24 protein-coding genes and 2 pseudogenes are annotated in these 25,062 nt (G+C 76.2%); 11 read left to right on the top strand and 15 right to left on the bottom strand.

What is annotated here, in order from left to right; translation table 11 throughout:
• The 4 genes and pseudogenes from JOD57_RS27030 to JOD57_RS18680 form a co-directional block, all read right to left on the bottom strand.
• On the bottom strand, positions 1-1,335 hold the full coding sequence (locus tag JOD57_RS27030; RefSeq protein ID WP_204693396.1) for a cytochrome P450: 1,335 nt from the start codon (positions 1,333-1,335) through the stop codon (positions 1-3).
• The gene (locus JOD57_RS18670) at positions 1,332-2,090 is read right to left on the bottom strand and encodes an alpha/beta fold hydrolase (RefSeq protein ID WP_204693397.1); all 759 of its coding nucleotides are present in this window, start codon (positions 2,088-2,090) and stop codon (positions 1,332-1,334) included. Before JOD57_RS18670 ends, JOD57_RS27030 begins: the two co-directional genes overlap by 4 nt.
• Positions 2,091-2,197: 107 nt before the next feature.
• Positions 2,198-2,329: pseudogene (locus tag JOD57_RS18675) on the bottom strand (Hsp20 family protein); the annotation flags it as partial.
• A gap of 19 nt (positions 2,330-2,348) precedes the next feature.
• On the bottom strand, positions 2,349-3,182 hold the full coding sequence (locus JOD57_RS18680; protein ID WP_204693399.1) for an alpha/beta fold hydrolase: 834 nt from the start codon (positions 3,180-3,182) through the stop codon (positions 2,349-2,351).
• 60 nt (positions 3,183-3,242) lie between these two features.
• Between JOD57_RS18680 and idi the strand changes: the two genes are divergently transcribed.
• The 4 genes from idi to JOD57_RS18700 all read left to right on the top strand — a co-directional run bounded on the left by idi (position 3,243) and on the right by JOD57_RS18700 (position 5,884).
• Complete coding sequence (gene idi / locus JOD57_RS18685) at positions 3,243-3,785, top strand: isopentenyl-diphosphate Delta-isomerase (RefSeq protein ID WP_204693400.1); 543 nt, start codon at positions 3,243-3,245, stop codon at positions 3,783-3,785.
• A gap of 105 nt (positions 3,786-3,890) precedes the next feature.
• Complete coding sequence (locus JOD57_RS18690; RefSeq protein WP_204693401.1) at positions 3,891-4,673, top strand: polysaccharide deacetylase family protein; 783 nt, start codon at positions 3,891-3,893, stop codon at positions 4,671-4,673.
• A gap of 131 nt (positions 4,674-4,804) precedes the next feature.
• On the top strand, positions 4,805-5,578 hold the full coding sequence (locus JOD57_RS18695) for an SDR family NAD(P)-dependent oxidoreductase (RefSeq protein WP_204693402.1): 774 nt from the start codon (positions 4,805-4,807) through the stop codon (positions 5,576-5,578).
• A 39-nt stretch (positions 5,579-5,617) separates the two neighbouring features.
• Positions 5,618-5,884, top strand: coding sequence for a hypothetical protein (locus JOD57_RS18700; protein ID WP_204693403.1), 267 nt, complete (start codon positions 5,618-5,620; stop codon positions 5,882-5,884).
• Positions 5,885-5,926: 42 nt separating this feature from the next.
• Here JOD57_RS18700 and JOD57_RS18705 read toward each other — a convergent pair whose 3' ends face one another.
• The 3 genes from JOD57_RS18705 to JOD57_RS18715 all read right to left on the bottom strand — a co-directional run bounded on the left by JOD57_RS18705 (position 5,927) and on the right by JOD57_RS18715 (position 10,160).
• Entirely contained in the window at positions 5,927-8,305 is a 2,379-nt protein-coding gene (locus tag JOD57_RS18705; RefSeq protein ID WP_204693404.1) for a SpoIIE family protein phosphatase, read from the bottom strand.
• Positions 8,302-8,922, bottom strand: a complete 621-nt coding sequence (locus JOD57_RS18710) for a biliverdin-producing heme oxygenase (protein ID WP_239568619.1) — start codon at positions 8,920-8,922, stop codon at positions 8,302-8,304. The genes JOD57_RS18705 and JOD57_RS18710 overlap by 4 nt, the downstream gene beginning before the upstream one ends.
• A 98-nt stretch (positions 8,923-9,020) precedes the next feature.
• Positions 9,021-10,160, bottom strand: a complete 1,140-nt coding sequence (locus JOD57_RS18715) for a helix-turn-helix domain-containing protein (RefSeq protein ID WP_204693406.1) — start codon at positions 10,158-10,160, stop codon at positions 9,021-9,023.
• A gap of 130 nt (positions 10,161-10,290) precedes the next feature.
• Between JOD57_RS18715 and JOD57_RS18720 the strand changes: the two genes are divergently transcribed.
• The 3 genes from JOD57_RS18720 to JOD57_RS18730 all read left to right on the top strand — a co-directional run bounded on the left by JOD57_RS18720 (position 10,291) and on the right by JOD57_RS18730 (position 15,357).
• Positions 10,291-11,223 (top strand): proline dehydrogenase family protein, encoded by a 933-nt coding sequence (locus tag JOD57_RS18720; RefSeq protein WP_204693407.1) that lies wholly within the window; start codon positions 10,291-10,293, stop codon positions 11,221-11,223.
• Positions 11,224-11,236: 13 nt separating this feature from the next.
• Positions 11,237-12,862 carry an L-glutamate gamma-semialdehyde dehydrogenase gene (gene pruA / locus JOD57_RS18725; RefSeq protein ID WP_204693408.1) on the top strand — a complete coding sequence of 542 codons (1,626 nt, stop codon included), beginning with the start codon at positions 11,237-11,239 and terminating at the stop codon, positions 12,860-12,862.
• 152 nt (positions 12,863-13,014) lie between these two features.
• On the top strand, positions 13,015-15,357 hold the full coding sequence (locus tag JOD57_RS18730) for an ATP-binding cassette domain-containing protein (RefSeq protein WP_204693409.1): 2,343 nt from the start codon (positions 13,015-13,017) through the stop codon (positions 15,355-15,357).
• 19 nt (positions 15,358-15,376) lie between these two features.
• On the opposite strand, the gene JOD57_RS25655 is transcribed toward JOD57_RS18730, so the two are convergent.
• The 4 genes and pseudogenes from JOD57_RS25655 to JOD57_RS18745 all read right to left on the bottom strand — a co-directional run bounded on the left by JOD57_RS25655 (position 15,377) and on the right by JOD57_RS18745 (position 17,057).
• Positions 15,377-15,712 (bottom strand): DUF488 domain-containing protein, encoded by a 336-nt coding sequence (locus tag JOD57_RS25655; protein ID WP_239568625.1) that lies wholly within the window; start codon positions 15,710-15,712, stop codon positions 15,377-15,379.
• 37 nt (positions 15,713-15,749) lie between these two features.
• Positions 15,750-15,908, bottom strand: a pseudogene (locus JOD57_RS27035) (DUF488 family protein); the annotation flags it as partial.
• A 144-nt stretch (positions 15,909-16,052) separates the two neighbouring features.
• Entirely contained in the window at positions 16,053-16,547 is a 495-nt protein-coding gene (locus JOD57_RS18740; RefSeq protein WP_204693410.1) for an allene oxide cyclase barrel-like domain-containing protein, read from the bottom strand.
• Between the two features lie 27 nt (positions 16,548-16,574).
• Positions 16,575-17,057 carry a hypothetical protein gene (locus JOD57_RS18745; protein WP_204693411.1) on the bottom strand — a complete coding sequence of 161 codons (483 nt, stop codon included), beginning with the start codon at positions 17,055-17,057 and terminating at the stop codon, positions 16,575-16,577.
• Between the two features lie 172 nt (positions 17,058-17,229).
• Here JOD57_RS18745 and JOD57_RS27040 point away from each other — a divergent pair, with 172 nt between their 5' ends.
• The 3 genes from JOD57_RS27040 to JOD57_RS18760 all read left to right on the top strand — a co-directional run bounded on the left by JOD57_RS27040 (position 17,230) and on the right by JOD57_RS18760 (position 21,061).
• On the top strand, positions 17,230-19,182 hold the full coding sequence (locus JOD57_RS27040; protein ID WP_204693412.1) for a sensor histidine kinase: 1,953 nt from the start codon (positions 17,230-17,232) through the stop codon (positions 19,180-19,182).
• Entirely contained in the window at positions 19,179-19,832 is a 654-nt protein-coding gene (locus tag JOD57_RS18755) for a response regulator transcription factor (protein ID WP_307824783.1), read from the top strand. Before JOD57_RS27040 ends, JOD57_RS18755 begins: the two co-directional genes overlap by 4 nt.
• A gap of 74 nt (positions 19,833-19,906) precedes the next feature.
• Positions 19,907-21,061, top strand: a complete 1,155-nt coding sequence (locus JOD57_RS18760) for an MFS transporter (protein ID WP_204693413.1) — start codon at positions 19,907-19,909, stop codon at positions 21,059-21,061.
• A 77-nt stretch (positions 21,062-21,138) separates the two neighbouring features.
• Here the strand turns inward: JOD57_RS18760 and JOD57_RS18765 are convergent, their stop codons facing one another.
• Positions 21,139-21,570 carry an Lrp/AsnC family transcriptional regulator gene (locus JOD57_RS18765; RefSeq protein WP_204693414.1) on the bottom strand — a complete coding sequence of 144 codons (432 nt, stop codon included), beginning with the start codon at positions 21,568-21,570 and terminating at the stop codon, positions 21,139-21,141.
• A 124-nt stretch (positions 21,571-21,694) separates the two neighbouring features.
• Between JOD57_RS18765 and ocd the strand changes: the two genes are divergently transcribed.
• On the top strand, positions 21,695-22,732 hold the full coding sequence (gene ocd, locus JOD57_RS18770; protein WP_204693415.1) for an ornithine cyclodeaminase: 1,038 nt from the start codon (positions 21,695-21,697) through the stop codon (positions 22,730-22,732).
• Positions 22,733-22,808: 76 nt separating this feature from the next.
• Here ocd and JOD57_RS18775 read toward each other — a convergent pair whose 3' ends face one another.
• The 3 genes from JOD57_RS18775 to JOD57_RS18785 form a co-directional block, all read right to left on the bottom strand.
• The gene (locus JOD57_RS18775) at positions 22,809-23,156 is read right to left on the bottom strand and encodes a hypothetical protein (protein WP_204693416.1); all 348 of its coding nucleotides are present in this window, start codon (positions 23,154-23,156) and stop codon (positions 22,809-22,811) included.
• A gap of 114 nt (positions 23,157-23,270) precedes the next feature.
• Positions 23,271-24,089 (bottom strand): ABC transporter permease, encoded by an 819-nt coding sequence (locus tag JOD57_RS18780; protein WP_204693417.1) that lies wholly within the window; start codon positions 24,087-24,089, stop codon positions 23,271-23,273.
• Positions 24,086-25,006 carry an ABC transporter ATP-binding protein gene (locus JOD57_RS18785; RefSeq protein ID WP_204693418.1) on the bottom strand — a complete coding sequence of 307 codons (921 nt, stop codon included), beginning with the start codon at positions 25,004-25,006 and terminating at the stop codon, positions 24,086-24,088. The genes JOD57_RS18780 and JOD57_RS18785 overlap by 4 nt, the downstream gene beginning before the upstream one ends.
• Positions 25,007-25,062 lie beyond the last annotated feature (56 nt).

Genomic DNA, 25,062 nt, shown 5'->3' on the forward strand with positions numbered 1-25,062 from the left:
TCAGGCGGCGGCCCAGCGGATCGGCAGCCGCTTGACCCCTCGCTGGAAGTTCGAGCGCAGGAGGGCCGGAGGTCCGTCGGGCTCGACGGCGCCGGTCCGGCGCAGCAGCTCGGCGAACAGCGCGCGCATCTGCACGCGGGCCAGCTGCGCGCCGAGGCAGAAGTGCGGACCGTGGCCGAAGGCCAGGTGCGGGTTGGGGGAGCGGCGGACGTCGAACCGGTCCGGGTCGGCGAACACCGACTCGTCCCGGTTGGCCGAGGTGAACGAGACGACGACCTTGTCCCCGGCGCGGACGCGGACGCCGGCGAGGTCGACGTCGGTCGCCGCGGTGCGGCGGAACACCATGACCGGGGTCCACCAGCGCAGCATCTCCTCCACCGCGCCGGGCAGCAGCGAGGGGTCGGCGCGCAGCGCGGCCAGCTGGTCCGGGTGCTCGAGCAGCGCGATCAGCCCGCCGGGCAGGCCGTTGCGCAGCGTCTCGTTGCCGGCGACGGCGAACAGCCAGAAGAGGTTCTCGAACTCCTCGGCGCTCACCTGCCCGCCGTCCTCGTCGACCTGGGCCAGCAGGATCGACATGACGTCGGAGCCGGGGGAGCGGCGCTTCTCCTCGGCCAGCAGGCGGGCGTAGGCGTAGAGGTCGGGCATGCCGGCGCGGGTGCGCGGGTCCGGCATCCGCCCGTCGGGGTCCGGCGCCGGGCGCAGCGCGAGCGCCTCCCGGGCCATCGCCGTGCCGCCGGTGCCGTCGAAGGCCGCGGAGGTGGCGTAGTCGGGGTCCTGCCAGCCGATCACCCGGTTCGACCAGTCGAACAGCAGCCAGCGGTCCTCGGCCGGCACCCCCAGGACGTCGGCGAGGGTGAGCAGCGGCAGGTCCGCGGCCACGTCCTTCGCGAAGTCGCAGCGACCCCCGGCGGCCCCGCCGACCACGCGGTCGACCAGTCCGGCGGCGGTCGCCTCGATCGACGCGGTGAGTGCGGCCACCGCGCGCGGGGTGAACGACCGGGACAGCAGGCGCCGGAGCCGCGAGTGGTCGGGCGGGTCGGTGTTGAGCATCATCCGGCGCACCCACGCCAGGTCCGCGGCGTCGCGGACCTGGGTCGCGCCCAGCCACGAGGAGAACGTCGCCGGGTCGCGCAGCACCCGCTCCACGTCGGCGTGCCGGAGGACCAGCCAGAACCCCGGCCCGGCGGCCTGCCCGTGCAACGCCGGCTCCTCGACCCAGGTCACCGGCGCCTCGGCCCGCAGCCGGCGCAGCAGCCCGAACGGCGGCCCCTCCTCGTAGGTCGCCGGGTCGACGAGGCCGGCGGTGCCCGCGAGCGGGCGTCGGTCCGGGGTCACAGCCCGTCGAGGAAGCGCTCGACGACGGTCAGCAGGGCGACCGGCGTCTCGAACACCGCGTAGTGACCGGCGTTGGCCAGCACCTCGAGGGACACGTCGGGGTAGAGCTGCAGGAACGTCTGCTCCATCACCGCGGCGCTCAGCGCCGGGTCGTGCTCCCCGACGACCAGCCGGACCGGCACCTGCCGGCCGCGCACCTCGTCGGCGAAGTCGGTCCCCGCCCACGCGTCCAGGTAGGCCCGGAAGGCGGCCGGGTCGGAGGTGTCGAGCGAGGACTGCACCATGCGGTCGATCCAGGTGCGGCTCAGCCGCCCGCCGGTCGTCAGGTCGATGATCGCGTGACGGTGCTCCCGTTCCCCGGCCGCGCCGCTGAACAGCTGCCAGGACTGCTCGTCGAACGGCACGCCCGTGGCCGGGACGGGACTGGTGCCCAGCAGGCCGGTCACGCGGTCACCCCCGTCGAGGGCGACCCGCTGCATCACGCTGCCGCCCATCGAGTGGCCCAGCACGGCGAACGCCGACCAGCCGAGGGCGTCGGCCGCGGCCAGGGCGTCGGCGGCCATCTCGGCGATCGTGTGCTCGCCGGTCTCCGAGCGCCGCGCGCCGTAGCCGCGGAAGTCAACGAAGGCGTAGCTGTACCGGTCGCCGTCGACCAGGTCGGCGAACGGTCCCCACCCCCTCGCGGACCCGAACCAGCCGTGCAGGGCGAGGACGCGGCGCGGGCCGGAGCCGATCACGAGGGGCTCGGTGCTCATGGCCGGGAGTCTCGTGTCGGCCCCGCCGGCCGGACAAGGGTGTCCGTGCCGGCGGGGACGGCGCACGGGGTGCGCGCCCGCGCGGACCCTCCTCGGTCCCGCGGGGGTCAGCCGGTGACGGCGATCCGGCGGGGGCGGACCCGCTCGGTCCCGGGAACGCGGACGGTCAGCACGCCCTCGGCCAGCGAGGCGGTGACGCCGTCGGCGCCGACGTCGCCGGGCAGGGTCACGGTGTAGGAGAACCGGCCCGCGGGTGGATCAGGGTGCGCCGCGCACGTGCGCGGTGACCAGCTCGGCGGTGCGCTCGGCGGCCAGCTCCGGGATCCAGTGCGGCACGCCCTCGAGCACCTCGAGCCGGTAGGGCGCCTCGACGTGGTCGCGCGTCCGCTCGGTGGCGGCGCGGCCGAGCGCGACGTCGCCGGTGCTCCACACGTGCAGGGTCGGCACGGTGATCCGCCCGACGGTGTCGCGGACGGCGAGGGGGATCGCGCGGTACCAGGCGAGCGCTGCCGACAGCGCCCCCGGCTCGCGCATGCGCGCGACGTAGCGGGCGGCGGCGTCCCCGGGCACCCCGCTGCTCTCCAGCAGCCGTCGCAGCAGCTCGCCGTCGCGGGCCAGCAGCAGCCGCTCGGGCAGCACCGGCACCTGGAAGGCGGCGACGTAGGTCGAGCGCAGCCCCTGGTCGCTGATCAGCACCGCCCGCCCGATGGCGGCCGGGTGCGGCACCGACAGCGCGGTCAGGGTGCGCACGCGCTCCGGGTGCCAGGCGCCGAGTGCCCAGCCGACCAGCCCGCCCCAGTCGTGGCCGACGACGTGCGCGCTCCCCAGCCCGGCCGCGTCCAGCAGCGCCAGGACGTCGCCCACCACCTCGCGCATCCGGTAGGCCGACCGCCCGCGCGGTCGGGCGCCGGGGCTGTAGCCGCGCTGGTCGGGGGCGAGCGTGCGCAGCCCCGCGTCGTGCAGCAGCGGCGCCACGCGGTCGAAGGCCGAGGAGTCCTGCGGGAAGCCGTGCAGCAGCACCACCGGCTCGCCGTCCGGGGGACCGCCGTCGCGGACGTCGAAGGTCAGGCCGTCACGCCGGAACTGTCGCATGCGCAGCCCTTGCCCGGCCGGACGCGTGCCGGAACACCGGTCGTCGGGGAGGATGGGGCGGTGACGGTGACCGCGGCGGAGCTGATCGTGCTGGTCGACGACGACGGGACGCCCATCGGCACGATGCCCAAGCCCCTGGTGCACCACGGCGAGACCCCGCTGCACCGCGCCTTCTCGGCCTACCTCTTCGACGACGCCGGCCGGCTGCTGGTCACCCGCCGCGCCCCGGACAAGCAGACCTTCCCCGGCATGTGGACCAACACCGTCTGCGGCCACCCCGGTCCCGACGAGGACGACGACGCCGCGATCGCCCGCCGCGCCTCCTTCGAGCTGGGCCTGCGGGTGGCCGACCTGCGCCCGGCGCTGCCCGGCTACCGGTACCGCGCGGAGTTCCGCGGCGTCGTGGAGAACGAGGTCTGCCCGGTCTACCTCGGCCGCTTCAGCGGTGAGCCCGCCCCCGACCCCGGCGAGGTGGGGGAGTGGGAGCTGCTCGACTGGGCGGCCTTCCGCCGTCGCCAGGAGGTCGAGGGCGACGCGTGGTCGCCCTGGTGCCGCGAGCAGGCCCGCCTCATCGAGCGGGCCGGCCTCGTCCCGTCGTCCTGAGGGCCCGAGGTCGGGTAGCCGAGGCGACACGGACAGTGGCGGGCACGCGCGCCGCGTGGTGTCGCTGCCGGGAGCCCGCCGGGGTGCCGACCTAGCGTCCGCGGCGTGGACCGACGGGGCTTCCTCCTGCTGCTCGCCGCCGGGCTGACGGGCGCCGCCGTGGGGCGCGGCGCCGCTGAGGTGGACCTTGCCGCCCCCGGCACCCCCGTGGTCCGGCCGCCGGCCCCGGCCACGCCCACCGGGCCCGGCGGGATCGTCGCCGTCCCGGCCCCGACCGGCGTCGTCGACCGGCTGGCCGGCACCGGCCCGCAGCTGGCGCTGACCATCGACGACGGCAGCAACGGCGAGGTCGTCGCCGCGCTGGTCACCCTGGTGCGGGAGACCGGCACCCGGCTGACCTTCTTCCCCAACGGGTCCTACCGGACCTGGGGCGACAACGCCGGCGACCTCTGGCCGCTGATCGAGTCCGGTCAGGTGGCCTTCGGCAACCACACCTGGTCGCACCCGGACGTGACGACGCTGTCCGACGCCGAGGTCGTCGACGAGCTCCGCCGCAACCAGGACTTCATGCGCCGCACGCTCGGCGTCCCCGCCACCCCGTTCTGGCGGCCGCCGTTCGGGTCGCACGACGCGCGCACCGACGCGATCGCCGCCGACCTGGGCCACCCGACCACGGTGATGTGGAACGGCACCTTCGACGACGGCCGCGTGGTCGGCGCCGAGGGCCTCCTGTCCGCCGCGCACCAGTGGTTCGCCGCCCAGGGGATCGTCGTCGGGCACGCCAACCAGCCGGCCCTGTCCACCGTCCTCGACCAGCTGCTCGAGCTCATCGACACCCGGCAGCTCGTGACGGTCACCCTCGCCGACGTCTGGTCGTCCCCGGCCTGACCGCGGTGGTGCCCCCGTGTCGCCGCCGGCACCCGGGTCCCACGACCTGCGGGCGGGGGCGACGTCGGCGAGGCTGGGCGGGACGCATCGTGATCGACGGCCCGGGCCGGGCCGGTGGACGGAGGTAGCAGGTGGCAGGGGAGCTGAAGGGCCGCGTGGCGCTGGTCACGGGCGGGGCCAGCGGGCTGGGCCGGGCGACGTGCGTGTCGCTGGCCGAGGCCGGCGCGCACGTCGTCGTCGCCGACATCGACGCCGACGGCAGCACGCGGACCCGAGACCTGGTGACCGACGCCGGGGGCAGCGCCGACGTCGTCGCGCTCGACGTGACCGACGACGGCAGCCGCCGCGCGGTCGTCGCCTCGCTCTTCGAGCGGCACGGCGACGCCTTCGACGTCCTGGTCAACGTGGCCGGCATCGACCGCCCGGGCTACGTCACCGACATCGACCTCGACGACTACCGCCGCGTCATGGCGGTCAACTGCGAGGGGCCGGTCTTCCTCACCAGCGAGTTCGTGAAGCGGGTGCAGCACCTGCCCGAGGGGCGCACGGCCGACGTCGTGCACGTCGTGTCGCTCTCGGCGATCACCTCGGGCAGCGGCGCGATCGCCTACAACGGGTCCAAGGCCGGCTTCCTCAACGCCACCCGGTGCATCCAGCGGGAGCTGCGGGAGAAGGCCGTGACGCTCCCCGACGGCTCCGAGCGACCCTTCCCGTGCCGGGTGCAGAGCGTCATCCCGGCGGCCATGGACACCCCGATGATGGAGCAGTGGGGCATCCCCTCCCACCTGATGATGCCCCCGTCGGCGGTGGCCGACACCGTGCGCACGCTGCTGCTGCTGCACCCGGCGGCGTTCGTGCCCGAGATGCAGATCGTGCCGCGTCTGGAACCGAACTTCCCCCGATGACCGGCCCCCGGCCGGACTCCCCCCGCTGAGGAGCCTCCCGTGACCGACCCCGACCTGCCCGACAGCGGCATGGCCTCCGGCTCCGACGCCGGCGAGCCGGGCGAGCACCTCGGCGGCGGGGACCTGCGCCCCGACGAGGAGCGCCTGCTCGCCGAGCTCGAACGGGGAGCGGACGACGGCGCGCCCGAGACCGGTGACGCGGAGCTCCGGGCGGCCGAGGACGAGGTGCCCCTGCCCGGCGAGGGAGGGCCCCAGGGCGACGGCCTGGAGGCCCGTTTCTCCGACGCCGACCCGACCGAGGGCTGAAGGAGGCCCCTCCTGCAGGGAGGCCGCCGGGAGGGGCGCTGGTCAGTCGTGCGGCAGCAGGCGGACGGCGACGAGCGCGACGTCGTCCTCCGCGCCGTCGGGGACCATCCGCTCGAGGACCTCGTCGCACACCTCCTCGACCGGGCGGTCGTGCAGCTCGCCCAGCGCCTGCCCCAGCCGGGCGACGCCGTCGTCGAAGCCGGACCGCCGGCGCTCGACCAACCCGTCGGTGTAGAGCAGCAGGGTCGAGCCGGAGCGCAGCACCGCCTCCTGGTCGGTGCGCACCGCGTGCGGGTCCGCCCCGAGCAGCATCCCCGGTCGCGGTGCGGTGAGCGCCTGCAGCGCGCCGTCCGGGCCCACGACCAGGGGCGGCAGGTGCCCGGCGCTGGCCCAGCGCAACCGGGTCACCCCGGCGGCCCGCTCCTCCGGCGTCTGCTCCAGGCGGCCGACCAGCACGGTGGCCATCGCCCGCAGCCCCAACCCCTCGATCGCGCCGTCGAGGCGGGCGAGCACCCGGGCGGGACCCTCGGCGTTGGCGAAGGCGATGCCGCGCAGCAGCCCGCGCAGCTGGGCCATGCACGCGGCGGCCTCGGTGTCGTGGCCGACGACGTCGCCGATGACGAGCACCGTCGAGCCGTCGGGCTGGACGAAGACGTCGTACCAGTCGCCGCCCACCTGGGCCTCGCGCGTGGCCGGCACGTAGCGCACCGCCAACTGGAGGTGGTCGGGCTGCGGGGGGTCGGACAGCAGGCTGCGCTGCAGGGTCTCCGCCGCGCGCACGATGCGGCGCGAGCGGGCGTAGAGCGCCTCGAGCAGGTGGTTGCGCAGCTGGGCGACCTCGGAGCGCTCCTGCGGCGTCCACGGCTGGGAGCGGTGGCGGACCGTCTCGCGCCACCGGTCGAAGCTCTTGCGCGGGCTGAGCCGGACGCCGTCGCCCTCGCGCTCGGCGATCGCCTTGTTGTGCGGGTCGCCGCCCCAGTCGACGGCGTGCACCGTCTCGCGGCGGTGCCACAGCACGTGCTGGCCCTCCGGCAGCGGCAGCACGAGGACGCCGCAGGCGACCTCGACCGGCACGTCGAGCTCCGGGGCGTCGCGGCGCAGCGAGTCGGTGGCCACGACCTCGCCGCCCTGCGCGGCGGCCCAGCCGACCAGCGCCTCGACCAGGTCCGCCGGCAGCGTGTCGCCCCTGCTGCCGGTGCTGCCCTGCAGGCACACGGTCACACCGTCGGCGGGCAGGACGTCGAGCAGGCTGGTGCTGTCGAGCAGCGTGTCGGCCAGCGGGCGGTCCTCGTCGAGCGTGGCCGACGTCAGCCAGGCCAGCGTCGAGCGCACCTGCAGCGCCCGGTGCACCTCGTCCTCCGCGGTGCGGTCGACCAGCCGCAGCGACAGCGTGGAGCCGAGGAACTCCGCGGCCGCCCGGGTGGCGAACGGCGGGGCGTGCGGGCCCGAGTAGTGGTGGCAGGCGATGAGCCCCCACAGCCGGTCGTCGCGCAGCAGCGAGATCGACATCGAGGCCCGCACGCCCATGTTGTGCAGGTACTCGACGTGCACCGGCGAGACGCTGCGCAGCGTGGCGTAGGTCAGGTCCAGCGGGCGGCCGGTGGCCGGGTGGGCGGCCGGGTGGATCGGGCTCGGGACGTAGTCGACGTCGGAGATCAGTCGCAGCCAGTTCTTCTCGTACAGCGCCCGGGCCTGCGCCGGGATGTCCGAGGCCGGGTAGTGCAGGCCGAGGAAGGAGTTGAGGTGCCCGGCCCTGGCCTCGGCCACGACCTCGCCGTTGTAGTCGGCGTCGTAGCGGTAGACCATCACGCGGTCGAAGCCGGTGAGGCTGCGCACGGCCCGGGCGGTGACGTCGTAGAGGTCCTGCAGGGTCGCGGCGCGGTTGAGCTCGGTGACCGTGCTGCGCACCGCCTGGTAGGTGTTCGGGAAGGAGAACGGCCGCGGCCCACGCGCCGGCTCCAGCTCCACCACGAGGTTGGTCACCGGCGGCGCCCCCGGCTCCGGCTGCCCGTGCTCGTCGCCGGCGCCGGTCAGCACCGCGCGGTGCAGGATCGCGTCGACCGGCACCGGGTCCCCGCCGACGTCGAGGGTGATCTCCACCGGGTTGCGCTCGCGCAGGTCGCCGAAGGCGCTGGCCGAGCGGACGACGGCGCCGGTCTGCGCCACGCCCAGCACGTCGATGAGCGGGCGGCCCAGCGCGTCGGACCAGCCGACGCCGGTCAGCTCGGCGAGGTTCTCCGACGCCTGGACGACGACCAGGTCGGGCTCGCTGACGGCGAGCAGCACGCCCCGGGGCTGGATGCTGCCCGGGACGTGGATCGGCTCGCGCGCGCAGTTGTCGAGGTCGACCGGCGTCCCCGGCGCGAGCCAGGCGACGTCGGGCGCGAGGTCGGCCGTGACGTCCGGCTCGACGTCGGTCACGGACCGACGCCCTGCGGCCGGGCGGCCGGGCGGCACCAGTCGGCGAGGACGGTGAAGGTGGTGCGCGCCGCGGCGACGACCCGCCCGGCGTCCCCAGGGCCGGCCACGTGCTCGCGGGTGACCCGCCGGAAGGCGTGCCACATCGCGCCGGTGTCGGTGCCGTAGGGGCTGAAGCAGCGCAGCCGCGGGCCGCCGGCCAGCCCGGGCAGCGTGGCGAGGTGGCGGTCGATGACCGTGCCGCCGAGGGTCGAGCCCTCCATCACGTAGAGCCGCCCGAGCGCCTCGTCGGTGTCGTGCACGCCGGGGAGGTCGGGTCGCCCGGCCGGCTCGGGGTCGGCGCCGAGGGCGCGCAGGTCGGCGGCGTAGAGCGCCGCGCGGCGGCGCCGGTCCCAGTCGAGGGCGGCGGCGTCCTCCGGGCGCCGCCGGGCCCAGGCGTCCAGGCCGGCCTCCGCCGCCAGCCAGAAGGCGTGCAGCCGCCGCAGGACGCCGACCAGCCGGTCGCGGTCGAGGTGGGGGTCCATCAGGTCGAGCATGGACTCGACCCGGTCGTGCTCCTCGGCGGTGGCCGTGCGCAGGTCCCGGAGGACGTCGCCGGCTCCGCCCGCGTCTCGAGGCAACGCCTCTCCTCCCGCAGCCATCAGCACCTGCGAGGGTAGGTCACCCCCCGGACGGCGTCGCGCCCGAGCGGACTGCCCGGTTCCGTGTGGTGCGCGGGTCACGGCAGCCGCGCGCGGCGCAGCGAGGCGTGCACCAGCAGCCGCGTGTCGCCGTCGGCGAGGTCGAGGCCGGTGAGCGCGGCGACCCGGCCCAGGCGGTAGTAGAGCGTCTGACGGTGGATGCCCAGCGCGGCCGCCGTCCGCGCCACGCTCCCGGCCGCGTCGAGGTAGGCCTCCGCGGTGGCGGCGAGCAGCGGCTCGGCCAGCAGCGGGGCCACCGCGGGGTCCGGCGCGGGCAGCGCGGCCGCCGTCCGCCAGCCCCCGAGCTCGGCCCACTGCGCGACCGGCGCCAGCCGCGGCACCACGGCCGCGACGGCCGCGGCCGCCCGTGCCTGGGCCCAGCGGCCGGGCAGGTCGGCGACGTCGGTCGTGGCCGCCGACACCCCGGCGCTGGCCCCGGCGGGCAGCCGGACGAGAGCGGCCGCCGCGGCGGCCGCGGCCGGGCGCAGGTCCGCCGCGCGGGCCAGCCGCACCAGCACCGCGACCCCGTCCCCGCCGGAACCGTCGGGTCCGGGCAGGACCGCGGCCGCCGGCGGGGGGCGCCACCCCTCCGGCGGCGCGCCGCCGGGCGGGTGCAGGGCGACCAGCGCCAGCGGTGCGCCGTCCCCGAGCCGGTCGGACAGCGCACGCACGGCCCGGTCGCGGGCAGGGCCGGCAGCGGTCAGGACGGCGGCCAGCGCCGCACCGAGGTCGCGGTCGTCGTCCCGGTCGGCCAGCAGCCGACCCGCCCGTGCCGCGAGGGCGACCGCCGCGGCCAGCGCCGGGTCGGCCGCGTCGGCCGGGTCGGTGCGGCCGCCGTCGAGCAGCCAGAGGTAGCCGCGGGTGCGGCCGTCGGCGCGCGCGGGCAGCAGCAGCCGGGTGAGGACACCGGCCGCCGGGTCGGCCGGGGTGCGCAGCGGTCCCTCGGCGCGGGCGATGCCGAGGCCCTCGAACCAGCGGCGGGTGGCCGGCGTGGAGCCGCGGCCGAGGATCGAGCGGGCCCGGACGGCGTCCATGGCGGTGGCGGCGTCCCCCTCCTCGTCGCCGTCGGTGGGGTGGGCGCAGAAGGCCAGCAGCGTGAAGTCGACGTCCTCCAGCGTCGCCGGTGCCCCGAGCAGCCGGGACACCTCGTCGACCACGTCCTGCAGGTCGTCGCGCACTCGTACGACTGTATGAGACCGGACGGGTGGAGTCCGTACGTCTGTCCCTGGTGGCCGGACTGCGGCGGACCTAGCGTTCTCCTCGAGCGTGCACCCCCGCGGAGGCGCACGACGACCCACGGAGGTGCCCGTGCTCTCGCAGAAGGCCCTGCTCCTCGGCGCGTCCCGGCGGCCGGCCCTGCGCCGCGCGCTGGTCGGGACACCGGTCACCCGGCACGTCGTCGACCGGTTCGTCGCCGGCGAGACGCTGCCCGAGGCGCTCGACGTCGTCCGCCGGCTGACCGGGGAGGGTCTCGCGGTCACCCTCGACCACCTCGGCGAGGACGTCACCGACCGGGCCGAGGCCCGCCGCTCCCGTGACGCCTACCTGGCCGCCCTCGACGGGCTGGCCCCGCTCGGGCTCGGCCGGGCCGCCGAGGTGTCGGTCAAGCTCTCCGCCTTCGGCCAGGCCCTGCCCGGCGGCGAGGACGTGGCGCTGGAGCTGGTCCGGCCGGTGGTCGAGGCGGCCGCGGCGATCGGCACGACGGTCACCCTCGACATGGAGGACTCCTCGACCGTCGACGCCACCCTCGGCACCCTCGCCGAGCTGCGCCGCGCCCACCCCGAGACCGGCGCCGTCCTGCAGGCCGCGCTGCACCGCACCGAGGACGACGCCCGGGCGCTGGCGGTACCCGGCTCGCGGGTGCGGCTGGTCAAGGGCGCCTACGACGAGCCGCCGTCGGTCGCCCACCAGGGCCGCGACGACGTCGACGCCGCCTACGCCCGCTGCCTCGGCGTGCTCATGCGCGGGCCGGGGTACCCCATGGTCGGCAGCCACGACCCGCGGCTGGTCTCGCTGGCCCAGCGGCTGGCGGCCGAGTACGACCGTGCGGCGGACTCGTGGGAGGTGCAGATGCTCTACGGCATCCGCCCCGCCGAGCAGCACCGGCTGGCCGCCGAGGGCGTGACCGTGCGCGCCTACGTCCCCTACGGCGTCGACTGGTACGGCTACTTCGTCCGCCGGCTGGCCGAGCGCCCCGCGAACCTGCGCTTCTTCCTGCGCTCCCTCGTCACCACGTCCTGATCTGGAGGCCCCCGTGGACGCCGTCACCAACGTCCCCCCGCCGACCAACGAGCCGGTGCTGAGCTACGCCCCCGGCTCGCCGGAGCGCGCGGCCCTGCAGCAGCGGCTGACCGAGCTGGCCGCCGAGCCGCTCGAGCTGACCATGACCCTCGGCGACAAGCAGCGGATGGGCGGCGGCGAGCGCTTCGACGTCGTCCAGCCGCACCGGCACGCCGCCGTCCTCGGCACCGCCGCGCACGCCACGCACGCCGACGCCGAGGACGCCGTCCGCTGGGCGAAGGACGCCGCGCCGGGCTGGCAGGAGCTGTCCTTCGACGACCGCGCCGCGGTGTTCCTCAAGGCCGCCGACCTGCTGGCCGGGCCGTGGCGGCAGACGCTCAACGCGGCGACCATGCTCGGGCAGTCCAAGACCGCCCACCAGGCCGAGATCGACAGCGCCTGCGAGCTCGTCGACTTCTGGCGCTGGAACGTGCACTTCGCCCGCGAGATCGTGTCCGCGCAGCCGGTGTCCTCGCCGGGCGTGTGGAACCGCAGCGACCACCGGCCGCTCGAGGGCTTCGTCTACGCCGTCACGCCGTTCAACTTCACCGCGATCGCCGGCAACCTGCCCACCGCGCCGGCGCTCATGGGCAACACCGTCGTCTGGAAACCCGCGCCCACCCAGCAGTTCGCCGCGCACCTGCTCATGCGGCTGCTGGAGGAGGCTGGGTTGCCGCCGGGCGTGATCACGATGGTCACCGGCGACGGGATCGCGGTCTCCGACGTCGTGCTGGCCGACCGGGACCTCGCCGGCATCCACTTCACCGGGTCGACGCCGGTGTTCCAGCACCTGTGGCGGACGGTGGGGGAGAACATCGCCTCCTACCGCGGCTACCCCCGCATCGTCGGCGAGACCGGCGGCAAGGACTTCGTCGTCGCCCACCCCTCGGCCGACGTCGACGTGCTGCGGACCGCGCTGGTGCGCGGCGCCTTCGAGTTCCAGGGGCAGAAGTGCTCGGCGGCCAGCCGGGCCTACGTGCCGCGGTCGGTGTGGGCGAGGCTGCGCGACGACCTGGTCGAGGTCACCGAGTCGCTGGAGGTGGGCGACGTCACCGACTTCTCGAACTTCATGGGCGCGGTCATCGACCGCAGGTCCTTCTCCAAGCTGTCCGGCGTCATCGACCGGGTCGACGACGACCCCGCGCTGTCGATCGTGGCCGGCGGTCGGGCCGACGACAGCGAGGGCTTCTTCGTCCGCCCGACGATCATCGAGGGCACCGACCCCGGGCACGAGGTCTTCACCACGGAGTACTTCGGCCCGATCCTCGCGGTGCACGTCTACGACGACGCCGACTACGACACCGTGCTGACCCAGATGGAGGCGGCGGCGCCGTACGCGCTGACCGGGGCGGTCATCGCCCAGGACCGGGCGGCCATCGCGCACGCCCAGCGCGTCCTGCGCTTCGCGGCCGGCAACTTCTACGTCAACGACAAGCCCACCGGCGCCGTCGTCGGCCAGCAGCCCTTCGGCGGCGGGCGGGCCTCGGGCACCAACGACAAGGCCGGCGCGGCGCAGAACCTGCAGCGCTGGACGTCGACCCGGTCGATCAAGGAGACCTTCGTCCCGCCGACCGACCACCGCTACCCGCACATGGGCTGAGGACCGTCCGTCCACCGCGCGGGGACGCCTCGCAGGGGGCCGTGGGCGCAGCGTGACGACGTGCACGCCGAGGACCTGACCGGCCGGGTCCGGCGCGCCCGGCGGCCGGGAAGCGGTTGACGGGACCGGGGTCGGCGGCGACGGTGCCGGGCGTGACGGCCGGACCGCGGGACGGCACGCTCCTCCAGCTCGTCGCCGGCGGCCGCGTGTGGACCTTCGACGGGTCCCGCCCGGTGGTGGTGGGACGGGACCCGCGGTGCGACGTCCAGCTGCCGGACGTCGAGGTCAGCCGCACGCACCTGTCCCTGCAGCTCGAGGAGCGGGGCTGGGTGCTGCGGGACCTCGGCAGCAGCAACGGCACCTCCGTCGACGGGTGGGCGCTGCCGGGCGGTACCGCGGACGGCCCGCCGCCCGGGGCGGGGCGGCCGCTCGAGCCCGGCCGGGAGCACCGGGTGCAGGTGGGCGGACGCGACGGCCCGACACTGGTGATCCGGTCCGGTCCCGGCGCGCACCTCGCGCCGGGACACGCCGTCCCGGCTCCGCCGCCGGGACACGCGGCGCCGTCGCGGGTCGTCGTCATCGGCCGCGACCCCGCCTGCGACGTCGTCGTGGCCGACGACCCGCTGGTGTCGCGCCGCCACGCCGCGATCGAGGTCGCCGGGCCGGGCACCGCCGTGGTCCGCGACCTGGGCAGCTCCAACGGGACCCACCTCAACGGGGCGCGGTTGTCCGGGGAGGCGGTCCTCACCGCCGGGGACACCATCGGGGTGGGCAGCACGACGGTCACCTGGGACGGCCGTGCGGCCGTCCTGCCCCGCGGCCACACGGCGACCCTCGACGCCCGCCACCTCGGGGTGGCCACCCGCGGCGGCAAGCGCCTGCTGGACGACGTCTCGCTCACGGTCCGGGCGGGGCAGCTCGTGGCGGTCATCGGTCCCTCCGGTGCCGGCAAGTCGACCCTGCTCGGCGCGCTCACCGGCCTGCGCCCGGCCGGCATGGGACGGGTGACGTGGGACGGGAGGGACCTCTACCAGCAGTACGACCACCTGCGGCACCTGATCGGACTCGTGCCCCAGGACGACGTGCTGCACCGCCAGCTCACCGTCCGGCGGGCGCTCGGGTTCGCCGCCCGCCTGCGGCTGCCGCAGGACACCACCGCCGCCGAGCGGGACGAGCGGGTGCGCCGGGTCCTCGCCGAGGTGGGGCTGTCCGACCAGGTCGACCAGCGGATCGACTCCCTCTCCGGCGGCCAGCGCAAGCGCACGTCCATCGCCCTGGAACTGCTCACCGCGCCGCAGCTGCTGTTCCTCGACGAGCCCACCTCCGGCCTGGACCCCGGACTCGACCGGCAGGTCATGGAGGGCCTGCGCGTGCTCGCCGACGCCGGCCGGGTGGTCATCGTGGTCACGCACAGCGTGCTCGCCCTGGACCAGTGCGACCGCGTGCTGCTGCTCGCGGCCGGCGGCCGGGTCGCCTTCTTCGGCCCTCCGGACCAGCTGCTGTCCTACTTCGGGGTCCGCGACCACCCCGCGGTCTTCCGGGCGCTCGACGACCCCGCCTGGGTCGGCCGGTTCGCCGAGTCACCGGTCCGCCGGGCCTACATCGGGGCGACGTCCGTGGTGACGCCGATGCCGCCGCCGGCCGGCGCGGCTCCTGCGCCCATGCGGCCGGCGCCGGTCCGCCAGCTGGGCACGCTGGTCCGGCGCAACCTCGCCGTCGTGGCCGCCGACCGGCTGTTCCTGGCGCTGCTGGTAGGGATGCCGGTGGTGCTCGCGGTCATGGCCCACGCCTTCCCGGGGGAGGCGGGTCTGTCGGTGCGCGCGGCCGGCGGGGACCCCGCCGAGGCGCAGCAGCGGATCATCGTGCTGGTGGTGGGCGCGGCCCTGATGGGCGCCGCGCTCGCGGTCCGGGAGTTCGTCGCCGAGCGCCCGATCTACCGCCGCGAGCACGCCGTGGGTCTGTCGCCGACCGCCTACCTGGCCAGCAAGGTCGTCGTCGTGGGCGGGGCCGTCGCGGTCCAGTCGGTGGCGTTCACCCTCCTGGCGCTCGTCGGCCTGCCGGGCCCCGACGACCCGCGGGTGCTGCCCTGGGGCCGGTGGGAGATCGCGGCCGCGGCGGCCGCGGTGGGCGTGACGATGTGCATCGCCGCGCTGGCCGTCTCGGCGCTGGCGCGGTCCACCGACCAGACCATGCCGGCTCTGGTCGCGCTGGTCATGGGGCAGCTCGTGCTGTGCGGCGGGCTGTTCCCGCTGGCCGACCGGGCCGGCCTGGAGCAGGTCTCCTGGCTGCTGCCCGCCCGTGCCGGCTACGCGGCGATGGCCTCGACCTCCCAGCTGCAGCCCCTGTCCGGTCCCCAGCTGGACCCGTTGTTCACGCCCACCACGTCGCGCTGGGCGCTGGACCTGGGGGTGCTGGCCCTCCAGGCGGCGGTCTTCCTGGCCGTGACCGCGTGGGCGCTGGCGCGGTCGGTGGCGCGCTCGGGCACCCCGCGCTGACCCGGCTCCCCGCCGGCGGTCACGGCGGTCCCGGCCAGCGGAGGAGGCCGTCGGCGCCCAGCACCGCGCCGTCCGAGGGGCGGTGGTCGGACAGCCGGCCGTCGGGCACCAGGTGCCGCACCGGCACGCCGCGGGCGAGGACGGCGACGTCGGCGACCAGCCGCCGGTGGCAGCGCCACCACACGCTCTCGCTGCACATCACCGCCACGGTCGCCGTCGCCGCCTCGCCGAGCACCTCGTCGAGCGCCGCGGCGAACCCCGGCGTCCGGGTGTGCGCGGCGTAGGCGGGCGAACTGGGCGACGGTCCACCAGCCGTCGGCGACCGGCTCGCCCGGCGGCAGCCGGCGGCGGCCACCGAGCCGGGCCTCCCAGCGGTAGCCGACCCCCGCGGCCGGCAGCCACTGCTCCAGCGCCTCGCGCCGGACGTCGGGGTTGGCGCGGCTGCCCGGGAAGCGCCGGACGTCGACCACCAGCCCCACCCCCGCCCCGGTCAGCCGGGCGCCGAGGCGGGCGCGGTCGTCGGGCCCGTGGCCGACGGTCAGCAGCGCCACGGCCCCTGCCTACCCGGCACGCAGGGGCTCCGCCGCCTCCCCGACCCATGGACGACGCTGCTCGCACCGCCGGACACGGCGCCGGGACCGCAGCTCAGCAGCGGTGCGGTCCCGGCGCCGTGCTGCCGAGGTGTCGCGGAGAGGTCAGCGGAGGCGGACCTCCAGGTCGACGGCGTCGGTGTCGGTGTCGGTCCGGAAGGTGCCGGTCACCTCTCCACCCGCTCCCGCCCAGCGGCCGGTGCCGCCCGTGACCGCCCAGGTGAAGCCGGTCGGCTCGACGCCGGGATCCTCCTCAGCGGCGCCCTGGACGGTGATCTGCCCCTCGGGGAGGGTCAGCGTGGCGGTGCAGTGCACGGCCAGCCGGGTCTCGGTGATGGTCGTGATCGTGCAGCTGCCGGCGTTGGTGCCGACGGTCCGGCCGTCCCGCTGCACGTCGTCGAGGAAGACCTGGGCGTCGCCCGCGCTCGGCCCCAGCTCCCCGAGGTCGAGGTCGGTGTTGCGTTCGGGGACGGCGACGCTGACCAGGTGCAGCGGCTGGTCGGCGGTCGCGGCGGGGACGACGGCCAGAGCCGTGCCGGCACCGGCGACGAGCACCACCGCCGCCAGGGCAGTGCGGCAAGTGGAACGAGACGTGGTCACGGGAGGGCTCCTTCGGGGACGGAGGGATCAGCTGGCGAACGCCAGCCAGACGGCGGCGGCGGCGGTGAGGACAGCGACGACCAGCGCCACGAGGGCGGTGGCGGGCAACCGGCCCAAGCGGCGGTGGACGTCGAACGCCAGCCCCGCGGCTCCGCCGGCGAGGACGGCGGGCACACCGGTCCAGAAGACGAGGACGGTTGCGGCGCCCAGCACCGCGAGGACGAGCGCCCGCCGGGCGGTGTGCTCGGGCGGGACGGCGCGGGCGCGGGCGGTGGCCAGGCCGACGAGGACGAGTGCCACCGCGACGAAGGCGATGAGCACCGCGAGACTCGTCCAGCCGCCATTGCCGGTGAAGTCGACCCCCCACTCCCCGGGGCCGGCCCTCGACGGGGTCTCGACGTAGGTGCCGACCAGCGTGCAGCCGAGCCCCACGGCCGCACCGGCGGTTGTCGAGGCGTCCGGTGACGAGCGACGCGCGGTGGTCGGACGGATGGCGGGACTGGCGGTCATCGCGGGTCCTCCCGGATCGAGCCGGCCCCCGGTGAGCCGGACGCCGACCACCGTGGCCGTCCCGGGCGACCTACCGGATGGGCCGCACGGCCCGCCGACCCGGGACGACCTCCCGGGTCGGCCGGGACACCGCAGGCCCCACCCGGGACGCCGCCACCGCCACACTGACCCGGTGGGCTCCCGATGGATCCGCACCGGCGCCGCGGTCGCCGCCACCCTGCTCTGCGCCGCCGCGGCGGTGCTGTCGGCGTGGGTCGACGCCCGTGTCGCCGAACCCCCGGCCTCGACCATCGGCGGCGTCTACTCCCTCGTCTACGCGGCCACCGGCGCGCTGCTGGTCCACCTGCGGCCGCGGAACGCGATCGGCTGGCTGTTCGTGCTCACCGGACTGCTGCAGGCGCTCAGCGTCGGCGGCGGCGCGTACGGCGGCTACGGCGTGGACGTCGCCGACCCGGTCTGGCCGCTGGCAGGGTGGGCGGCCCTGGTCGGCTCGATGCTGTGGCTGCCGTCCCTGGTGCTGCCGGCCACCGTGCTCGTCGCGCTGTACCCCTCGGGCGAGCTACCGGCGCGCTGGTGGCGGTGGCCGGTCGGCGCGGTCTCGGTCGGGCTCGCCGTCCTCACGGTCGTGAGCAGCCTGACCCAGTCCGCGTACGACGACACTGCCTCCGGGCCCGCTCCGGTGGACCTGCCCCGGAGCTGGTGGATCCCCGTCGCCGTGTCCGCCGGGGGGGCCGTGCTCGGCGGCGCGGTCACCATCTGGGTCGCCACGGTGGTGCGGCTGGTGCGTGCCCGCCCCCCGGAGCGGCAACAGCTGGCCTGGCTGGTCTGCGTCGTCCTGCCACTCATGCTGGCTGTCTTCGTCCTCCCCGACTCGGTCGAGTGGCTCATCCTGCCGCTGGGCCTGATGGTCCCGGGCGCCGTCGTCGTCGGCGTCGTCCGCTACCGGCTCCTCGGCATCATGGTCAGCCGGGCGCTGGTCTACGCCGCCCTCACCGCCGCCGTCGTCGTCCTGTACCTGGCCGGAGCGGCGCTGGTCGCGGCCGCGCTCGGGCGCACCCTCTCGCCCGTGACCGGCGCGGTGGCCGCGGCGCTGCTCGCGGTCGCGCTGAACCCTGCACGTACGTGGCTGCAATCGGCGGCCGACCGGTTCGTCTACGGGTCACGGCGCGACCCGGTGACCGCGGTGACCGAGCTCGGCGACCGAGTGGCCGATGCCGACGAGGCCGAGCTGCTTCCCGCCGTCCTCGACACGGTGACCACGGCGCTGCGCGTGCCGGCCGCCCAGGTCCTGCCACCGGGGGAGCCGGCGGACCGCGCCGGAGCGGTCGCCGTCCCCCTTCGGGTCGGTGGCCGGGACGTCGGCGCTCTCCGCGTGGCCGAACGGCACCCGGGCGAGCCGTTCACCGCCGGGGACCTGCGGCTGCTGGCGGCGCTGGCGCCCCAGGTGGCCGTCGTCGTCCGGGCGCTGGAGCTGACCGGGTCGCTCGAGCGAGAACGTGACCGCGTCCTCGCCGCCACCCATGCCGAGCGGGACCGCATCCGCCGTGACCTGCACGACGGCGTGGGGCCCTCGCTCGCCGGGATCGGTCTCGGTGTCCAGGCGGTGCAGGCCCACCTGCGTGAGCCGGTCGACCCACGGACCGGTGGGCTGCTCACGCGGCTGAGGGACGAGGTCGACGACGCCGTCGGCGAGGTGCGCCGGATCCTCGACGGGCTGCGGCCGGGCTCCCTGGACGACGCGGGGCTCGTGGCCGCGGTGGGCAGGCACGCGGACGCGCTGGCGCCGTCGGTGCCGGTGCGGGTGATCGCCGGGGAGCTGCCCCCGTTGCCGCCGGAGGTCGAGACGGCGGCCTACCGGATCGCGCAGGAGGCGCTGACCAACGTGGTCCGACACTCCGGCGCCCGGTCGGCCGAGGTGGGTCTGCGGACTCGGGACGGCCGCCTCGAGGTGGCCGTGGCCGACGACGGCGCTGGGTTCGCGACCGGGGACGACCCGGGCTGCACCGGCGTGGGGCTGGAGTCCATGCGCGCCCGCGCACGGGCGGTGGGTGGCGACCTCACCGTGACCACCGGGCCGGACGGCACGCGGGTCGTCGCGGGGCTCCCCCTGGAGGCCAGCCGGTGACCGTCCGCGTGGTGCTGGCCGACGACCACCCGATGTATCGCTTCGGGCTGCGTGCGGTGCTGGACGCCTCGCCGGAGGTCGACGTGGTGGGCGAGGCCGCGAACGGTGCGGAGCTGCTGGCCCAGGTGGCCCGCTGCTCGCCGGACGTCGTCCTCACCGACCTGTCGATGCCGACGCTGTCCGGTACGGCGGCCATCGACGAGCTGACCCGTCGGCGACCCGGGCTCGGCATCCTCGTGCTCACCATGCACGAGGACGACGCGTCGCTGTTGGGTGCGCTGCGTGCCGGCGCGCGCGGTTACCTGCTGAAGGGGGCCGACCGGGACGAGATCGTGCGGGCGGTGCTCGCCGTCGCCGGCGGTGACGCCCTGTACGGCGGCGCGGTCGCCCGTCGGGTCGCGGACGCCCTGACCGGGACGGCCACCCGCACCCCGGCCTTCCCGGAGCTGACCGGTCGGGAGCGCGAGGTGCTCGAGTTGCTGGCCGCCGGGCTGCCGACCGGCCAGATCGCGCGCCGGCTGGGCCTGTCGGACAAGACCGTGCGCAACCACGTGTCCGCCGTCCTCACGAAGTTGCAGGTCCCCGATCGAGCCGCCGCCGTCTCCCGCGCCCGGGAGGCCGGTATGGGCACTCCCGGCCACGGTCGATAACCCCCACCTCACCGGCCCGTGCGCGCACGGTCATGCTGGTCGGCCGGGCGACACCGCCCGCGGAGGGGAGCGGGATGACCGGGGGGACGACGCGGCCGCGGGCGTCGCTGTGGCGGCTGCCGGCGATGCGCGCCCTGGTCGGCGCGACCACGCTCGGCTTCGTCAGCTACTGCCTGACGCTGGCCTCGCTGCCGGCCTACGCGGTCGCCGGCGGCGCGTCGCCGGACACCGCCGGGGTCGTGACGGCGGTGTTCCTGCTGGTCACGGTGGCCGTGCAGTCGTCCGTCCCGGCGCTCACCGCGCGGTTCGGCCTCGGCCCGGTGTTCGCGGCCGGCCTGCTCGCCCTGGGCGCACCCGCGCCGCTGTACGTGCTCGGCGACGGGGTGCTGTGGCTCTCGGCGGTCTCGGCGGTGCGCGGGGCCGGGTTCGCCGTGCTCACCGTGCTCGGGGCGACGCTGGCCGCGCAGGTTGCCCCGCTCGAGCGCCGCGGCGAGTCGATCGGCCTCTACGGGCTGGCCATCGCGGTGCCCAACCTGGTCGCCGTCCCCGCCGGCGTGGCGCTGGTGCTCGACGGGCACGCCGCGGTGCTCTCCTGGCTGGCCGCCGCTCCCGTGCTCGCCCTGCCACTGCTGCCCGTGCTGACCCGCACGGTGCGCTGGGAGCCGGGCGCGTGGACGTCGTCGCGCGCCGCGGTGCGGGCTGCGCTGGCGCCGTCGGCGGTGCTGTTCGTCGTCACCCTGGCCGGGGGCGGGCTGGTGACGTTCCTCCCGATCGAGCGGCCCGACGGCCTCCTGGCGACGGCGGCGCTGCTCGTCTTCGGCGTCACCGGCGCGCTCAGCCGCTGGCGGGCGGGGCTGGTGGCCGACCGGCTCGGCACCGGGCGGCTGCTGCCGGTCACCCTGCTCACCGGTGCGGCGGGGCTGGCCGTCGTCGCGCTGGGACTGTCCACCGGGGACGCCGTCGTGCTCCTCGGCGCGGCGCTGTTCGGCGCCGGCTACGGCGCGGTGCAGAACCTGACGCTGGTCACCGCCTTCGCCCGCGCCGGCGAGGGCGGGGCGACCACGGCCAGCGCCCTGTGGAACGCCTCCTTCGACGCGGGCACCGCGGTCGGCGCCCTGGCCCTGGGCGTGGTCGCGGCCGGCGCCGGCCTGTCGTGGACCTACCTGCTCGTGGCCGCCGTGCTGGTTGCGGCCCTGCCGGTGGCGCGGGCGGCGACCCGGCCGGCCTGAGGACCCCCCTCGCCCCCCACCGCTCGCAGGCTCGCAGCGGGCCCCTGCGAGGGGGCCGACCACTGGACCACGTCACCTCAGCGCAGGACGGAGGTCAGCAGCAGGCTGGTCTGGCTGTTGATCACGCCGGGGACGGCCCGGATCCGGTTGAGCAGCCGGTCGAACTCGGCGAGGTCGGCGGTGCGGGTCTCGGCGACGAGGTCCCAGGCGCCGTTGGTCGAGTGCATCGACTCGATCTCGGGGAACCCGCGCAGCCGCCGGATGACGTCGTCGGTGGAGCGCCCCTCGACCTCGATGAGCGAGACCGCGCGCACGCCGCCGGCCAGGGTCTCGTCCCGCACCCGGACGGTGAACCCGACGACCACGTCCTCGGCGACCAGCCGGTCGAGGTGGCTGGTGACGGTCGCCCGGGTGACCCCCAGCCGGCGGGCCAGCTCCGCCACCGGCGCCCGGCCGTCCTCGCGCAGGGCCGCCAGCAGCCGTCGGTCGAGGTCGCTCAGCTCTGCCATGTGCAGACCGTACAGGTCAGCGCGGCGATGTGGTCGGTCCTTGCGCACGATGCGCGCGCTCTGCTCATTGACCGTGCAGATCGTCCATCCCTAGCGTTCTCCCCATCGAGGGGAGGCGGCCGTCATGACGCTGTTCGTCGACGTGCGCAACATGGTCCGCTGGGTGGCCGAGACCGGGCCGGAACGGATCATCGCGGGGATGTCCCGCTACGTGGAGGACGACTTCCGCCGGTGGGAGTCCTTCGACAAGATCGCCCGCGTCGGCAGCCACACGCCCTGGGGTGTCATCGAGCTGATGCCCACGAGCGACGGCGAGACCTACGCCTTCAAGTACGTCAACGGGCACCCGAGCAACCCCGCGCGCGGCTTCCAGACGGTGTCCGCCTTCGGCGCGCTGGCCGACGTCTCCAACGGCTACCCCGTCTTCCTCGCCGAGATGACCCTCCTCACCGCGCTGCGGACGGCGGCGACGTCGGCGATGGTCGCCCGCCACCTGGCCCGGCCCGACTCCCGCCGGCTGGCGCTCATCGGCGCCGGCAGCCAGTCGGAGTTCCAGGCGCTCGGGATGCGCGGCGCCCTGGGGATCAGCGAACTGGCGGTGTGGGACACCGACCCGGCCGCCATGGCCAAGCTGGCCCGCAACCTCGAGCCGCTCGGTTTCGACGTCACCCTCGCGTCGTCCGGCCGGGAGGCGGTGCGGGGCGCCGACGTGGTCACCACGTGCACCGCGGACAAGGCCCGCGCGGTCGTGCTGCCCGCCGAGTGGATCGAGCCCGGGGTGCACGTCAACGCGATCGGCGGCGACTGCCCCGGCAAGACCGAGCTCGACCCCACGATCCTGGTGCGCGACGACGTCGAGGTCTTCGTCGAGTTCCCGCCGCAGACCCGGATCGAGGGGGAGATCCAGGCGATGCCGGCCGACTTCCCGGTGACCGAGCTCTGGCAGGTCGTCACCGGCCGGGTCCCGGGCCGGACCTCGGCCACCCAGGTCACCGTGTTCGACTCGGTCGGCTTCGCCGTCGAGGACCTCTCCGCGCTGCGCTACGTGCGCGACGAGGTGCGCGGCACGCCGTGGGTCGACGACATCGACCTCGTCGCCGAGCCCGAGGACCCCAAGGACCTCTTCGGGATGGTCAGCGCGCTCACGCCGATCGGCTCCTGAGCGCCCGGCCGGGACCGGTGCCACCTCCCGGTCCCGGCCGGCCCGGGTGCGCCGGCGCCGGCCGGCGCCGGCGGGCTCAGCCGGCGATGGCGTCGGCGGCGGCCCGCTGCGAGCGGAGCAGCAGCAGCTCCTCGGCCGACCGGCGCAGCCACCGCCGCAGGCCGGCGGGGTCGGTGCGGGCGGCGTCGCGGACGGCGCCGAGGTCGCGCTGACGGGTGTTGGCCTGCGCCCGCTGCGCCGGCGGCAGCGCACGGGCCTCGGCGCGGGCCAGCGCGGTGAGCGCGGCGCCGACGTAGACGAGGTCGCGCACCTCGTCGACGTCGGCGAGCACGGCGTCGGCGCCGCCGGGGTCGCCGGCCTCGAGCCGGCGCAGGAGCTCGCCGGCACGCTCGCGGCCGAGGGCGGTGGGGTCGGGGGAGGTCACCCCTCCACTGTGCCTGCCCACTGCCGGGCCCGTCCCACCGTGTCCCCGGCGCGCTCGTGCTCTGCCCACGATCGGGGGCGGAGCACGACGCTGCCGGAGGACGAGGTCCCTCCCTCAGGCGTCGCGGCGGGAGAAGACGACCGCCGCGACGGCGAGCAGCACCGCGACCTCGGCGGCGAAGACGGCGAACCCGGGCCACGGGTCGAGCAGCAGCGGGTTGAACGACTCGGGCATCGCGATCCGCGACCCGGCGTTGCCCGGCATCAGCTTGGTCAGCCACTCGCCCCACGCGCCGGGCAGGAGGATCACCAGGTTGCCGACCAGGAACACCAGCGCGAGCACGACCGACACCACCGCGGCGGTCGAGCGCAGCAGCAGCCCGGCGGCCATCGCCAGCAGGCCGAGCCCGGCCATGTAGAGGCCGCTGCCCAGCAGCGAGCGCAGCATCCCGTCGTCGCCGAGCGAGATGCCGATGCCCTCCGCCGACAGGAACGCGTTGCCACCCAGCCAGCCGAGCGTCGCCGTCACGACGCCGGCCACGAACAGCGTGCCGGTGAGCACCAGCGCCTTGGCCGCCAGCACGGTGCCGCGGCGGGGAGTGGCCGCCAGGGTCGCGCGGATCATCCCGGTGCCGTACTCGCCGGTGGCGACGAGGGCACCGAGCACGACCGCGGTGACCTGGGCGAACAGCAGCCCCCAGGTGATGAACGCGCCCACCGGCTCGCCCTCCTGGCCGGCGGCGAGCTCGGGTGCGACCAGGGCACAGACCAGCGTCGTCAGCCCGGCGCCGAGGGCCACCATCGCGACCAGCGACCAGCCGGTGGAGCGCACCGACCACAGCTTGATCCACTCGGCGTGCACGGCGCTGGGGAGCGTGGCGCCGCCCGCGGGGAGCGGTGCGGTGCCGGGGAGGGTCAGGGCGGGAGCGGTCACCGGGTCACCTCGGCGGGGCGGGCGGCGGCGAACTCGACGCTGCCGGCGGTCAGGGTCATGAACGCCTCCTCGAGCGAGGAGGTGACGAGGCCGAGCTCGTGCAGCACGAGGCCGGCGCCGGCGGCGAGCTCGCCGGTGGTCGCGGCGTCGACGCCCTGCACGTGCAGCTCGTCGCCGTCCCGGGCGACCTCGGCGCCGGAGCGGCGCAGGACGTCGGCCAGCGCCCCGGGCTGCGGGGTCCGCACCCGGACGAAGGAGGCGGCGTGCTCGGCGATGAAGGCGGCGGTCGAGCAGTCGGCGAGGACCCGGCCCCGGCCGATGACCACGAGGTGGTCGGCGGTCAGCGCCATCTCGGCCATGAGGTGGCTGGAGACCAGCACGGTGCGGCCCTCGGCGGCGAGGTCGCGGGCCAGGGTGCGCACCCAGCGGATGCCCTCGGGGTCCAGGCCGTTGACCGGCTCGTCGAGGACGACCACCGGCGGGTCCCCGAGCAGTGCGGCGGCGATGCCGAGCCGCTGGCCCATGCCCAGGGAGAAGCGGCCCACCCGCTGGCCGGCGACCGCCTCGATGCCGACGAGACCGAGCACCTCGTCGACGCGACGGGCCGGGATGCCGTTGCTGGCGGCCATCCACCGCAGGTGGGCGCGGGCGGAGCGGCCCGGGTGCACGGCGCGGGCCTCGAGCAGCGCCCCGACGGCGCGCAGCGGGGCGGGGACGTCGGCGTAGCGGGCGCCGTCGACGGTGACCGTGCCGGCGGTCGGCCGGTCCAGGCCGATGACCATGCGCATCGTCGTGGACTTGCCGGCGCCGTTGGGGCCGAGGAAGCCGGTGACCCGGCCGGGCCGGACGGTGAAGGAGACGTCGTCGACGGCGACGCGGTCGCCGAAGCGCTTGGTGAGACCGGAGGCGACGATCACGGGGTCACCGCCGGGGAACGGGCAGGGTAGGTGGTCATGGCCCGGAAGGCTCCCGC

Source organism: Geodermatophilus bullaregiensis, assembly GCF_016907675.1.
In the GTDB taxonomy this organism is placed as follows: Bacteria; Actinomycetota; Actinomycetes; order Mycobacteriales; family Geodermatophilaceae; genus Geodermatophilus; species Geodermatophilus bullaregiensis.

What these genes read in the sequence shown, in the direction of transcription:
- ocd (WP_204693415.1), top strand. Translation starts at nt 21,695, where the DNA reads ATGACGCTGTTCGTCGACGTGCGCAACATGGTCCGCTGGGTGGCCGAG.
- JOD57_RS18745 (WP_204693411.1), bottom strand. Translation starts at nt 17,057, where the DNA reads ATGACCGCCAGTCCCGCCATCCGTCCGACCACCGCGCGTCGCTCGTCA.
- JOD57_RS18670 (WP_204693397.1), bottom strand. Translation starts at nt 2,090, where the DNA reads ATGAGCACCGAGCCCCTCGTGATCGGCTCCGGCCCGCGCCGCGTCCTC.
- JOD57_RS18680 (WP_204693399.1), bottom strand. Translation starts at nt 3,182, where the DNA reads ATGCGACAGTTCCGGCGTGACGGCCTGACCTTCGACGTCCGCGACGGC.
- JOD57_RS18765 (WP_204693414.1), bottom strand. Translation starts at nt 21,570, where the DNA reads ATGGCAGAGCTGAGCGACCTCGACCGACGGCTGCTGGCGGCCCTGCGC.
- JOD57_RS18760 (WP_204693413.1), top strand. Translation starts at nt 19,907, where the DNA reads ATGACCGGGGGGACGACGCGGCCGCGGGCGTCGCTGTGGCGGCTGCCG.